This window comes from Rhizobium sp. AAP116, from assembly GCF_001295785.1.
Taxonomy (GTDB): Bacteria; Pseudomonadota; Alphaproteobacteria; order Rhizobiales; family Rhizobiaceae; genus Allorhizobium.
The window spans coordinates 1-13,047 of sequence record NZ_LJIB01000027.1 but is presented as its reverse complement, the minus strand read 5'-3'; the positions used below and the strand labels follow the sequence as shown (position 1 = coordinate 13,047).

At 59.3% G+C, this 13,047-nt stretch carries 15 protein-coding genes; 10 read left to right on the top strand and 5 right to left on the bottom strand.

Going from position 1 to position 13,047, the window contains the following annotated elements; genetic code table 11:
• Positions 1 to 2: 2 nt before the first annotated feature.
• A complete protein-coding gene (gene mbhE, locus IP85_RS16295; RefSeq protein WP_054150736.1) occupies positions 3 to 2,321 on the bottom strand; it encodes a hydrogen gas-evolving membrane-bound hydrogenase subunit E in 2,319 nt (772 codons plus the stop codon).
• A 505-nt stretch (positions 2,322 to 2,826) separates the two neighbouring features.
• On the opposite strand from mbhE, the gene IP85_RS16290 reads away from it, so the two are divergent.
• Positions 2,827 to 3,294: a hypothetical protein gene (locus tag IP85_RS16290; protein ID WP_054150735.1), complete on the top strand. Its 468-nt coding sequence runs from the start codon at positions 2,827 to 2,829 to the stop codon at positions 3,292 to 3,294.
• A 97-nt stretch (positions 3,295 to 3,391) separates the two neighbouring features.
• Here IP85_RS16290 and IP85_RS16285 read toward each other — a convergent pair whose 3' ends face one another.
• On the bottom strand, positions 3,392 to 3,898 hold the full coding sequence (locus IP85_RS16285) for a phosphatidylglycerophosphatase A (protein ID WP_054150734.1): 507 nt from the start codon (positions 3,896 to 3,898) through the stop codon (positions 3,392 to 3,394).
• Positions 3,899 to 4,315: 417 nt separating this feature from the next.
• Between IP85_RS16285 and IP85_RS16280 the strand changes: the two genes are divergently transcribed.
• From IP85_RS16280 to IP85_RS16240, 9 genes are all read left to right on the top strand, one after another.
• Positions 4,316 to 4,564 (top strand): hypothetical protein, encoded by a 249-nt coding sequence (locus IP85_RS16280; RefSeq protein ID WP_054150733.1) that lies wholly within the window; start codon positions 4,316 to 4,318, stop codon positions 4,562 to 4,564.
• On the top strand, positions 4,561 to 4,848 hold the full coding sequence (locus tag IP85_RS16275; RefSeq protein ID WP_054150732.1) for a DUF1488 family protein: 288 nt from the start codon (positions 4,561 to 4,563) through the stop codon (positions 4,846 to 4,848). Before IP85_RS16280 ends, IP85_RS16275 begins: the two co-directional genes overlap by 4 nt.
• 250 nt (positions 4,849 to 5,098) lie before the next feature.
• A complete protein-coding gene (locus IP85_RS22575) occupies positions 5,099 to 5,269 on the top strand; it encodes a hypothetical protein (protein ID WP_245280890.1) in 171 nt (56 codons plus the stop codon).
• Between the two features lie 244 nt (positions 5,270 to 5,513).
• The gene (locus IP85_RS16265) at positions 5,514 to 5,777 is read left to right on the top strand and encodes a hypothetical protein (RefSeq protein WP_054150730.1); all 264 of its coding nucleotides are present in this window, start codon (positions 5,514 to 5,516) and stop codon (positions 5,775 to 5,777) included.
• Positions 5,778 to 5,853: 76 nt separating this feature from the next.
• Entirely contained in the window at positions 5,854 to 6,063 is a 210-nt protein-coding gene (locus tag IP85_RS16260; RefSeq protein ID WP_054150729.1) for a hypothetical protein, read from the top strand.
• Positions 6,064 to 6,116: 53 nt separating this feature from the next.
• A complete protein-coding gene (locus tag IP85_RS16255; protein WP_054150728.1) occupies positions 6,117 to 8,396 on the top strand; it encodes a glycosyltransferase family 4 protein in 2,280 nt (759 codons plus the stop codon).
• A gap of 38 nt (positions 8,397 to 8,434) precedes the next feature.
• A complete protein-coding gene (locus tag IP85_RS16250; RefSeq protein WP_156322935.1) occupies positions 8,435 to 9,748 on the top strand; it encodes a glycoside hydrolase family 130 protein in 1,314 nt (437 codons plus the stop codon).
• 39 nt (positions 9,749 to 9,787) lie between these two features.
• Complete coding sequence (locus tag IP85_RS16245) at positions 9,788 to 10,951, top strand: AGE family epimerase/isomerase (RefSeq protein ID WP_054150726.1); 1,164 nt, start codon at positions 9,788 to 9,790, stop codon at positions 10,949 to 10,951.
• A gap of 345 nt (positions 10,952 to 11,296) precedes the next feature.
• Entirely contained in the window at positions 11,297 to 11,668 is a 372-nt protein-coding gene (locus IP85_RS16240) for a response regulator (protein ID WP_054150725.1), read from the top strand.
• 160 nt (positions 11,669 to 11,828) lie between these two features.
• Here IP85_RS16240 and IP85_RS16235 read toward each other — a convergent pair whose 3' ends face one another.
• The 3 genes from IP85_RS16235 to IP85_RS16225 form a co-directional block, all read right to left on the bottom strand.
• Positions 11,829 to 12,239 carry a BLUF domain-containing protein gene (locus tag IP85_RS16235; protein WP_054150724.1) on the bottom strand — a complete coding sequence of 137 codons (411 nt, stop codon included), beginning with the start codon at positions 12,237 to 12,239 and terminating at the stop codon, positions 11,829 to 11,831.
• 215 nt (positions 12,240 to 12,454) lie between these two features.
• The gene (locus tag IP85_RS16230; protein WP_054150723.1) at positions 12,455 to 12,733 is read right to left on the bottom strand and encodes a hypothetical protein; all 279 of its coding nucleotides are present in this window, start codon (positions 12,731 to 12,733) and stop codon (positions 12,455 to 12,457) included.
• Positions 12,734 to 12,871: 138 nt separating this feature from the next.
• On the bottom strand, positions 12,872 to 13,047 hold a 176-nt coding region (locus IP85_RS16225), incomplete at its 5' end, for a cold-shock protein (RefSeq protein ID WP_156322933.1).

Sequence of the window (13,047 nt, the reverse complement as noted above, 5' to 3'; positions counted from 1 at the left end):
GGTCACTCCTTGTTGCGGGCGGGTTTGAGGGAGCCGCGCAGCAGTCCCCAGGCGGCAATGGTGGCAATCGCGACGACCACGATCTCGCCAAGCGTATCGATGGCGCGGTAATCGACGAGAATGACGTTCACGACATTGCGGCCATAGGCTTCGAGGTAGCTCGTTTCGCCGAAGTAGTCGGAAAGACGCAGGTCGATCGGCGTGACGCCGATGGAGGCGAGCGCGATGAACATCATCACGGCAAAGCCTGCGGCGATCACGCCGTCGCGCCGGCGCTCGGAAAGCGTGCGCGAGTGCCGGCGTCGCGACGGCAGTTTGATGAGTACGGCCGTCATCAGGATCACGATCAGCGTTTCAACGGCCATCTGTGTCAGAGCGAGGTCCGGAGCGCCGTTCAACATGAAGATCACAGCCGAACCGAAGCCGACGATGCCGACAGAGACGAGCCCGGCAATCAGCGAGCGGACGATGATCGTCGCCAAGGCACCGACGACGGTCAGCATCAGGACAAGTGCAACCGAGATGCGGATGCTGCCCTCAGAGGCGAGGAAGTCGGCCGACGGGGCCGCCAGGAAGGCGATGGCCAGACCCAGGGTGACCGCCAGGACGACAAGTGTGGTGTAGCGATGCTGGTCGCCGTTCTGGAGCACTCTCGTCGACAGGCGTGCCGTCGCCAGTACGCCGTTCAGGGCCTTGTGGTAGAAGCGATCGCCGAGGAAGGCATACAGCGTGTCGTAACGACGGAGCGCGTTGTGGATCCGGGTCCACTGGATGACGATGACAGCGCCGATGGCGACGACGAGCATTGACAGGACCAGCATGGGCGTCAGGCCGTGCCAGAGCTTGAACGAAACGTCGACCGGCTGACCGAGGAGTGCCGAGGCAGCCGGACCAATGAGCCACTGTCCAGCCGGCGCGGGGATAAGGCCGATCAGAATGCCGCCGGCTGCGAGCAGTAAGGGGCCTGCCAGAAGGCCTGATGTCTCGCCATGATGGATCTCACGTTCAGCCTCGGACTTGAAGTAGAACGGACGGATCGATACGACGCCGGCCACACCGACCATGACGGCATTGACGAGAACCGCAGCCGCGATCGGCAGGATGTTCCAGTCATTGGCAAGCTGCGCTTCGAACAGATATTCCTTCGAGATGAAGCCGACAAAGGGGGGCAGTCCCGCCATCGACAGGCTGGCAAGGACGGCAGCAACGGCGGTGACCGGCAGGAAGCGCGCGAGGCCGGCAAGCTTGTCCAATCGGGTTTCGCCGGTCGCATGGATGGCGGTGCCCGCGCAGAAGAACAGGGCCGCCTTGTAGAGCGCATGGCTGAGGATAAAGCCGACCGTGGCGACAGCTGCGACTTCGCCTGTCAGGCCGATCAGCATCACCAGAATGCCAAGCGAGGCGACGGTGGACTGGGCGAGGACCGCCTTGAAGCCTTCGGCGCGAAGTGCTTGCAAGGCCGCAACGACCATGGTCAAGGAGCCGAAGACCACCAGCGTATGTCCGAAGCCCGGCATGCCGGCAAACATACCGTCGAAGCGGGCGAGCAGGAAGACGCCGAGCTTCACCATGGTTGCCGAATGCAGGTAGGCGGAGGCAGGCGTCGGCGCGGCCATGGCATTGGGCAGCCAGAAGTGGAACGGGAACTGCGCGCTCTTGGTGAAGGCGCCGATCATGATCAGGACTGCGATCGGGATAGCCCAGCTGCTTGCGACCAGTTCGTTCGAGCGTGCGAGGATTTCCGTGAAGGAGAAGGTGCCGAGCGTCATGCCGATGAGAAGGATGCCGGCAAACAGCGCGAGACCGCCGCCGCCGGTGACGATCAGTGACTGCAGCGCCGACTTGCGTGCCGCTTCCTTGTGACCGTCGAAGCCGATCAGCAGGAAGGAGGCGAGGCTTGTCAGTTCCCAGAAGACGAACATGACAATGAGATTGTCCGACAGGACGGTTCCCAGCATGGCGGTCATGAACAGCATGATGAGGCTGAGGAAACGACCGATCTCGGCGCTCGGCTTTTCGGCGAAATAGGCCCCCGCATAGATCACCACCAGCGTTCCGATGCCGCTGATCAGCAGGCCGAACAGCAGTGCGAAACCGTCCAGGCGGAACGCGAGTTCGACGCCGAGCGAGGGCACCCAGGCCAGCTGCGCGATCAACGCCTCTCCGTTCGCCACTGGAGCGAGATGCGTGAGAAGCGAGGCGAAGATGAACAGAGGTATGAGGCTTACCACCCAGCCGGTGTATCGCCCGAGCAGCGACGAGGCCGGTTTGGCAATGATGGCCCCGGCCAGTGCGATCAGTATGGTCCACTCAAAGTTCACGGTGCGAGTTCCTCTTGTTGTCCATTATCGGACAGCAAGAGGCATGCCAGTCTGAAAACACCTGAAAATCAGGGCTTTAGATGTCAGCTTTCTCGAAGTGTGTTCGGAATTCCGAATGCGAGCTATCGGAATTCGGAATTCCGAACGCGCGAATACTCTTGAAGCTTCACGACCCCGAGGACGCATTTCGTCAAAGTCTGCACGGCCGCGTATTCGAACGGAGGGGAACCATCGGCCTACCAAGACGATTTCCTAAAGTGGAATTCGGGGCAAAAGCCCCGACCGCGTTCACTCACGAACATCGCTAAGGAGAAGACACATGCTCAAGTTTATAGGTAGCACCATCGGGGTCATATTTCTCATCGGATTGGCGGTCGTCGTTCTGCTCCTGATGCTGATTTTCTGAGGCCTGACGCTGCCAGCTTCAGGAGACAGTATGCCAGGGGCCGAACGCACGCCTCCGCGCATCAAGACGAAAGAGGCGACGAATCCAAAGGAGTGACAGATGACACTAAAACGCACGCTCGCGATGATGGCGATGCTCACCTGCGGGGCCACGGCCTCGCCGGCATTGGGACAATCCGCACCATACCCTGGGAACGATGACCCTGCCGAACTCTTCGGCTACGAGATTGAGGTCAGCGAAACGGACAGTGAGCGCGTGGCCGAAAACGCGTTGCGTGCCGTCCAGCGCGCGAGAGACACGGCTGAGGAGGTCAAAATGGTCTTCGGTGCCACGCAGTTCCGGTTCGTGGCGCTGAAGCAGGACAGCATGGACGTCGTGGCACCGGAGCTCGAAAAAAGGCAATCCGACGTCTCGCGCCTGCAGGCCGCCGTAGAGAGCAGCGCATTGTTCTACACGGCGATGCGAAGCGAGGGTGTCGCCGCGAGTGATGTCATCGGTGCGGACCTTGCCGACGGAGACAGTGGTCTGAGTTCCGAAAAGCGGGTGACGATCTATCTCGCGCCGTGAGAGTGCGAAGCCCTTGTAGGCCCGGCTTCGAAGCCGCGGGCGGGCGTAACGCTTGCCAGCGCGCCGGCATATCGCTCCGGATAGCCGGTGGCCTGCTTTATCGCGATTGGCGGTTCCAGAAATGCTGGGCAATCGCAAAGAGAAGGCCGACCGCGACCGCCGGGACCAGATCATCCAGCATGACGCCCCAGCCGGATGGGACCTGCTCGACATAGGCCATCGGCCAGGGTTTCAATCTGTCGAAGAACAGGAAAAGAGCCGCAAACGGCACCAGCATCCGCCAGCCCGCCTGACGGATCAGCGAGGCACCGATCAGGAAGGCCGCCACTTCATCGATGACGATCCGGCGGTCATCCTTCACACCGGTCGCCAGGTCGATCGCCGACGAGACATAGACTCCGAGGGCGAAGATGAGCAAGGCAACCATCGGTACCGCGAGCCGGGGCATCTTGATGGACACGACCAGCAGGGGCAGGAGCGCGAAGACCGCAAGCCCCGCACGCAGCGGAACGACCAATCCTGTTCCGAACCAGGTGGCCATAAGCCACTGCCACATCGGAAGCAGACCGACGCCTGGTGGTTCGAGAACGTAAAATTCGGCCATGGGCTCCTGGAAGCGGTTGTCGCGATTGGCGCTTTTCGCCCGCGGGGCGCGAGCGGCATATGCACCCACTTATGGAGCCTGAGGCTGAAATTCGAGACGGTCACACGAAGTTTTTCTTCATCGGCTCGGCAGTGAGCCTGGCCTGTCCATCCATGTCCGCCCCTTGCGACTTCGGATATGGCCCCAACTCTCGAGCTGTTTGTCGGAAGGAATTACGCAGGTGTTATTCTACATAGCCCCGAGGACCCGTCGCACCCGATCCACGAAGGCCAGCTCGCAAGATGCGCTCATTGGATGTTTCTGGGCTTGCCTTGCAATTTCAGATATAGGGCCCATATATGGATGAGTGGCAGCCATTGAACGGGCACTGCCACTTTCTGGGCGGCACTCACCCTGGCCCCAATTAAGGAGGACATCATGTCTTCCGCCTTGCATCAGCCTATCGGCAGCTTCGACATCAGCACCATCAGAAATGCATTACGGCATGCAGGCTTCCGCCATGAGGAACCACTGTGCGAGCTGGACCGCGGCGCGGCGCGCCACGCGATCACCCTTTACCAGAAGGGCGTCCGCAGATCCGGCGACTTGACCCCCGCCGTCAACCTCTGGGCAGATAAGACAGTACTCACAAGGCAAAAGCATAACGTTCAGGGATCGAGCCTGTGACCCTTGCCTTCCCCAACCCGACCCGTGCCTATGACGAGACGCGTGGTCTGATCCGTTTCATCGGTCATGATGGTCTGAACCAGGTTCTGTTTCTATTGCCTGTCGCAGTGTTTGACCGTGAGGGGGCGACCAGCCGCCGGATGGAACGCGACTATCTCCTGGCATTCGACCGCCTGCGGGATCGGATCCTGACGGCAGCGAGGCAAGCCTATCAGTCTCGGCGACGACACACGATCGAACTCGATCTCAGTGCATTTGGATCGTCCCTTCAGACGGCTGTGTGAAGACGTCAATCAGAGCGCTTTGTGAACCCACAATAGGAGCAGATCATGGTCGATCTTCAGCGGTCCACTGCAATTTGCCTGCACAACGACGGTGTCGGGCAGACCTCGCCGTGCTGCAATGTTGATTAGAAACCAGCCAGAGAACGAGCGAAGACTGGCTGACCAGGCGCTGCTGCGAGCTCTGCTCCATCGCTCCAACTACTCGAGTACGGATCCGCGCGCTCAGTCAGGCAGCAACTACGAAACGGAGGTGCTGATCATCAATCGCCTTCGCAACGGAATGCTGATGGCCGATATGCAAACCGCAATCTGGGAGGATGTGGTTTTCAGTGATGCCGCTGCTTTGTGGCGCTGGGAAGATGAGGGCGGAAGTCCGTGTGGTGGCGATCTGTCTGGCACAGCCGGAAAGCCAAGCACCTGATGGAGAGCTCCGACAAGGTCATCATACTCGCTGACATTCGCAAGAAGCGGATTGCAACGGCGACCTGCCGACCGAATGTCTTTGAGATCAGGTCGGGGGCTGGGAAACGGCCGGATTGCAGCATCCACGCATTCACAGCAAGGCCCGCTGTTCCGCCCAAGCAGGGCTCATGAACACGGATGACGCGAGACGCTCGGATTACATCCGCTGCAATGTCTCGCCGTCACCACAAAAGGAGTCTCACATGTTCACGCGAACGAAAAAGAGAACCGTACAATTCAAGGCACCCTTCACGCTGACGGGTCTCCAGGGCGTGTACCCGGCGGGTGACTACGATGTCTCGGACGACGAGGAGCAGATCACCGGGATCTCCTGGCTCGCCTACAGGCGCGTCTCCACCATGATCGAAGTGGCCTCAGGCAACAAGAAGAGCTTGGTAGACATAGATCCGTCGGAACTCGATGCCGCCCTGGAAAAGGACAAGCTTCTTGCGGTGCCGGGACTTTGATCGGGAGCCGATCGTCGACCCGAAAGGCCCGCAGTCCCGCCCACGTCGCGCTAACCCTCTGAAAAGGAGAAACAGCATGCCTTCTCATCGCTTTACCATCGGCCAGATGGTCCGCCTCGTCACGACCAAGGGCCTGTCGCCTGCTGCCGCAGTCACCTACACGGTCGCGGCTCCCATGCCCGCCTATCAGAACAGCCCGCAGTACCGACTGTGGAATGCTGAACTCCATCAGGGGCGTGTCGCTCTCGAACGCGAACTCGAAGCGGTGGAACCCGAACGACTTTGATGTCTTAACCTGTGCGGCAACCAGCTTGCCATTGTGTCGGAAGGTGAACGTCCATGAACAAGCCAACGCGTATCGCCTTTATCGGCAACTCTCCCCCGCGTCAGTGTGGCATTGCCACCTTCACGGGTGATCTGTCGCACGCCATGACCGAAAGCGCCGCCGATGTGAGTGCCAGCATCATTGCCATCACGGACGAGGACCAGAGTTACGCCTACCCGCCCGACGTGATCTTCGAGATCCGGGAGTCCGAACCTGAAGACTATGTGACGGCGGCGAGGATCCTGAACGAAGGACGGTTCGACGCTGTGTCCCTGCAGCACGAATTCGGCATCTTCGGCGGACCTGACGGCGAATTCATCCTGACACTCCTGTCGCATTTGCGGGTACCGGTCGTCACGACCTGCCATACGATCCTTGCGGATCCGACACCTTCACAACACCACGTCCTGAAAAAGGTCGCCGCGCATTCCAATCGCATTGTCGTTATGGCGGAGCGCGGACGTCTCTTGCTCACGCAGGTTTATGGGGTTGCGCCAGAGAAGATTGACGTCATCGCGCATGGCATACCGGATCGCCCCTTTCATGATCCGGAATTGGCCAAAGTCGAACGGGGCTACGCGGGACGACCGATCATCCTGACATTTGGCCTGCTCTCTCCGAACAAGGGGATCGAGGTGGTGATTGATGCCATGCCCGCGATCCTGGAGCAGAATCCTCGGGCGCTCTACATCGTGCTTGGAGCCACCCATCCGACATTGCTGCGCAAGCAGGGCGACACCTATCGGGACAGCCTGCGGCACCGTGCGGAAAAGCTTGGCGTCGACCACGCCGTGGAATTCCTCAATCAGTTTGTGGACCTGCCGACACTGCTCGACTTTATCGCCATGTGCGACGTCTATGTGACGCCTTATCTCGACGAAGCGCAGATGACGTCCGGAACGCTTGCCTATAGCTTCGGCATGGGCAGCGCGGTCGTATCGACCCCCTACTGGCACGCCCTGGAACTTCTGACGGATGCACGCGGCGTTCTCGTTCCATTTGGCGACGCATCGGCGACCGGCAAGGCGATTGGCGATCTGCTGGGAGACGATGAGCGTCGTATGGCCATGCGCCACCTCGCATACGATGCGGGACGTTCGATGATCTGGTCCCATGTGGCCGTGCTCTATCTGGAGAGCATGGCAAAGGCGCGCGAATCCTTTCGACCGAAACTCGTCAGCGACCTCGTCTCGTTGCGGATTACGCGGCCGGCGCAGCGAACGGCGTTGAAGCTCGGTCATCTCCACGCCATGTGTGACGATACTGGCATTGTTCAACATGCCGTCTTTTCTGTGCCAGACAGGTCCCACGGTTACTGCGTGGACGACAATGCGCGGGCGCTGCTTTTATCTTCTCTGCTGTCGAAAGCTGCTGAGATTGGAATCACCGATCGGATGACGGCGTCATTCGCAGCCTTTGTCGAACATGCGTGGAATCCGGATACGGGCCGTTTCCGCAACTTCATGAGCTATGATCGCCGATGGCTCGAAGACGAGGGATCCGAAGATAGCCACGGGAGGACGCTCTGGGCCCTGGGTTCCTGTGCGCTGTCGGATACCGATGCGCCTCGCCGCCGCTGGGCAAGTGCGCTCTTTGCGAAAGCCATGTCGGTTACGCTCGACTTTCGCTCTCCCAGAGCCTGGGCTTTCACGCTCCTCGGCTTGAACGACTATTGCACGGCCAATCCCCACGATCCCCACGCACGTATGCTGCGCGTTCGGCTCGCCGAAAGTCTGATGGATCTGGAGCGGCGTGTGTCGAAGAACGGTCGCCGCTGGTTCGAGGAGGGCCTCTCTTACGAAAACGCGAGACTGAGCCAGGCTTTGATTGTCACGGGGCTTGCTACCAAAGTGTCTGCCTTTGTCGACACCGGCCTGGCTACCCTGCAATGGTTGATGGTCCAGCAGACTGCAGAGGCAGGTCACTTTCGCGCCATTGGCACGGAAGGCTTCTTCGAAATCGGCGAGCCGCCGAAGCCCTTCGACCAGCAGCCGGTGGAGGCAACGGCAACCGTATCGGCATGTCTTGCCGCCTATGACGCCACCTCCGACAAGCACTGGATCGAGCTTGCCAACAGCACCTTCAATTGGTTCACGGGCAGCAATGATCACGGGATCTCCCTTGTCGATCCGGAAACGGGAAGTTGCCGAGATGGCCTGCATGCCGACCGCGCCAATGAGAACAGAGGCGCTGAATCCGTGCTCTGCTATCTGATCTCTTCAATCGAAATCGGCAGAGTTCATCAGGCACACACGCCCGTGCTTCCCCGGGTCGTTTTCCGGCAATTCTCATGAGCCGGGTTACCCCATATCCAGAGAGAACAGGTTCCCTATTGCCCCAAGACAGCCTTCTGAATCGGCAGGCTCTTTATCTCAGGCCTGACCCGACACGCGTGATCGTGCGCCCATTCAAGCCATCGACCGAGCCGCGCCACTTCAATCCCCGTGACAAGAGCAGGGCGAATGAGATCGTTGATCGTGTTCTGTCACTGGACCCGATCGCCACGGCCAACCAGTTGCGCGATATCCTCGCCAATTTCGACACACGACATCGCAACCTGTTGCGGCAGTTCGAGCTTCGGGCGGATGCGATGGAAGATGCGTTCCACCATCATCAGCAGTTCAGCCAGCAACAAAGGCAGTTGGTCGGGGCCTATTTCATGAACGAGTATTCGTTCGAATCCGCCGCCCTCTTCAATCCCAGTATCGTTGCGCATCCAGATCAGTCTGGTGTCGCCAAGGGTAGCAGACGGGTGATCCTCAGCCTCAGGGCTGTCGGAGAGGGCCACATCTCCTCGCTAACCTTCCGCTCGGGTGTGCTTGATCCGGATGGTGATTTGGCCATCGATCCTCCGACACGTTTGGCGGGGCTGCCGGTTATTCATGCCCATGACGGGCTCGCGCCTGCCGGCTGTATCGGGCTCAGCTTCAACCGTGACAGCGACCTCAGTGAGCGCGTTGTCTTTCCGGTCACCGAAGCCCAGTCCAACGGCATTGAGGATGCCCGTTTCGTGGCCTTCGAGGACGAGGGCGAGACCATCTATTTTGCCACCTATACGGCCTATAGCGGCTCTTCAATCCGGTCGGAACTTCTTGAGACGAAAGACTTCGCGAGCTTTACCCTAACCCCTTTGCGCGGCCCTGCAGCCCGCAACAAAGGCATGGCGCTCTTTCCTCGGCGGATCAACGGCCGCTACGCGATGATCGCCCGGCAAGACAGCGAAAACCTCTTCCTGCTCTATTCTGACGATCTGCTTCACTGGGAGGAGGGGCAGATGCTGATGAAGCCGGAATTTGCCTGGCAGTTCGTACAAATCGGAAATTGCGGCTCGCCAGTCGAAATCGATGAGGGCTGGCTCCTGTTCACCCACGGGGTGGGGCCGATGCGACGCTACGCGATCGGGGTGACCCTGCTCGACAAGCAGGACCCAAGCATCATTCTCTCGCGGACAGTCGAACCCCTGCTGCAGCCGGAACCGACCGAGCGGGAAGGCTATGTGCCCAATGTAGTCTATTCCTGCGGTGCAATGCGACACGGCGATCTGATCGCCCTGCCTTATGCCGTGTCGGACACCTACTCCAACTTCATGACGATCAAGATCCGTGAGCTTCTGGAAACGATGCGTCCCGTCGGGGCGACGTCATGACGACAAACCGTATCGGAACGCAGCCGAGAGGAGTTCCATGTGAGCCTGTCGCTTCTCAAATCACAGTTCCTTCAGGAGATTTTGCCGACCTGGGCCGCAGTGGGCTACGACGAGCGCTGCGGTCAGTTTGTTGAACATCTGGAACTCGACGGATCAGCCCAGACATCCGGAGAGGTGAGGACGCGGACGGTAGCGCGGCAGATCTATGTGCATGCGCATGCGGCGCATCTCGGCGTCGCCCCGCCCGCATCACTTCAAATGGCTGAGGCGGCCTTTGCCAATCTCCACCGCGTCGCCTGGATTGGCGGTCCGCGTGCCGGTTACGCTCGCGCCTTCAATCGCCATACCGACAGCATCACCGACCCCATCCGCGACCTCTATGACAGTTCCTGTATCCTGCTTGCCCTCTCCTGGCTGCTGACCGCGACTGGCAAGGACATGTACCGTCATCATATCGATCAGGCTCTCACCGCGATCGACCAGACATTGAAGGATCCTTTTGGCGGGTGGGCCGAAGACAGCGACGGAAGCCTGCCGCGCAGACAGAACCCGCATATGCATTACCTCGAAGCGGCCTTGGCCCTATGCGAAAACAACCGAACATCCGCTCACATGAGCGCCGAAGGTCGAGCCTTTGCACTTCTGGGCTCACATTTCCTCGTCGGACCGAAAGGGCCGCTTCACGAGTTCTTCGGGCCTCAATGGGAACTCGCCGCCCGCTATGGATCAGATCGGCTGGAACCTGGTCACATGTGCGAATGGGTGTGGCTGACGACACGCCATGACATGCTGGCCGACAGCGACCACGGCAAGATCTGCCTCGATCTCCTCTCGACCGCTCTGGCGATCGGGCGCATCGAGGGTTCACCCTTCCTCGTCGATGTCGTCTCGGCGATCAGGCCCATTACTCCTTCGCGGAGACTCTGGCCTCAGGTGGAAATGCTGAAGGCGTTCTTGTCACTCTATGAGCGTTTCGGTTTCCAAGGATATCTTGTCGAGGCAGACGACGTGGCTGCTGCTATCCTGGCAGCCTACATGACCGGAGCACCTCCCGGTTGCTGGCATGACCGGCTTGATACGAATGATATGCCGATTGCCCAGACAATCCCCGCAAGCTCGCTCTATCATCTCTGGACTGCCGTGGCGGATCTGGTCGAAGATGGCAGGTACGCCCGCTCCCGGTCCGGCGGTGGAACAGCCTGACGTCTTTGAGACGGGGAAACGAGGCGCTGAATTCCGCCGATTTCGCGCAAATTGGGGCGCATCTGGCCGAGCAGCCCGACAGGTCCGAAGTGCCAATCATCATTGCACTGGAGCGAGCGGCACCCCTTGCTCATATTCGAAGCCAATGTGAAGATTGCTGGCGAGGGCCTGTCGAACGCATTAGCGCGAATTAATTGCCATCTGGAACAGTCTGTCTACGCAAACGGTCGTAACCATTGATAAAATAAGCCGAACATAGAAGGATCGAATAGCCTGAGAGCGCGTTGCCTGTGATGGCGCACTTAATTGGCACATGCGCAACGTATCAGACAGAAAGCATAGGCAATGGCGCAGAAGGGGACCACAGTTATTGTCGTTGAGGACGAAACGATCGTCCGCATGGACATCGCAATGTCGCTTGAGGATGAGGGGTTCATCGTGCTCGAAGCGTCCAATGCCGACGAAGCGATAGGACTTCTCAATGCGCATGCAGAAATCAGGCTCATGTTCACGGACATCGACATGCCCGGTAGTATGGACGGCCTGAAGCTTGCAGAGGCCGTGCGTGACAGATGGCCTCCGGTCAAGATCATCATTGCTTCAGGACACCGGCAGTTGCGAGATGATCTTCTTCCGATAGAGGGCAAGTTCTTCAGCAAGCCGTATGACCATGCCCGCATCATATCGGCCATCCGAGAAATGCTCGCACCATTATAGGCATCCGCTTGGGAAGCGGACTTCTCATGGGCTCGCATTCATCGCTGTTTTGGTGCGGTCGGCGCCTGCCTTCTCGAGCCTCCCGATATTGAGGCGTTTTCGAAGATGGCGCTCCTGTCTCATCGCGGCAAGCGTCCGAAGCAGCTTGCGGGCAGGGGTGTCACTTGTCGTCAGCAGCTCCGCTGCTGCGAAGTTTTAGGAAAAAGCCCGTTATCTCTTCCGGAGTCGTTCGCTGGAGGGCACCGCCTGCAATCTCGCTTTGCGACCAGATCCATGTCGCCGCCGGATCGTGCAACATGGCCCATTCTGCGAACGTTCGCTCTGTTACATGTTCAGCAACATGCACCTTGACGTCGAGGTGGCGGTCGTCGCGCTCAATGCGCTCAAGGGTCTTGCGCACCTCCTGCTCGGGGCCTTCAAGCCACTGCAGGTAGATGTCTGCGCGGCAGATAAGGGCACCTGTAATGCCGTCACGGACATTCGCGCGCCGGGCCTCCATCAGGATCCCGTCTAAAATTGAGCTGTCATAGCCAAAGGGTTGTGACGTGTAGATGGCCCGAAACACATCCATGCGCTCTTGTCTCCTGTCTTTGGGACGCCCTGATCGACACACCCTCGCACCGTGGCATTCGAGCAGTTTCGCAAGGCGGCGTCTACCAGATACCTCGTCGCATCGGGCGTTTCGACCATAGCAGGGTCAGGCATCAAATATAGTATCCAGCCTCAACTCGGCATATCAACAAGCGAGCCGACCAGAGGGCGCCGGGACCAAGTCGAGCTTCTGGATCAAACCTTGTCGTAGGTGAACGAGGTCAGAAGCGTTGTCACGAAATTGCTGGCCTTTTCCTTGACCAGGACTTCCGTCCACTCGTCGGTACCTCGAAGCACCAAGCCGCTGTAGATGCTGTCGACCGCTGTCTCCTCGATCCGCTTGACATGCGATCTGAATGCGGGCTCGTCACCAGACATGTACATATCGCGTACGACGACCCTCAGGATCTCTTGAATGGCGATCTGCCAGGCAGTGTTGATCGCCTGAAGTTCTGCTGCTGCTGCTTGTGTCATGAAGGCTCCCGTCTGCAGTCCGGTATCGGCTGCGAGTGAGGCATAAAAAAAGGCCAGGCAATTGCCTGACCTTCATTGGTCTCGCGCTCTCACCCTGCCAGTACATCCGTGGTCAGAGGAAAGCAGATCCCTGATATATCAGGCGGCCTGAAGGTTGCAGGCCGACATCTTGCCCGACTTGTTGTCGCGCTCCATGTCGTAAGACAGCTTCTGGCCTTCGACGATTTCGCGCATGCCGGACCGTTCAACAGCCGAGATGTGAACGAATGCGTCCGGGCCGCCGTTGTCAGGCTGAATGAAGCCGAAGCCCTTGG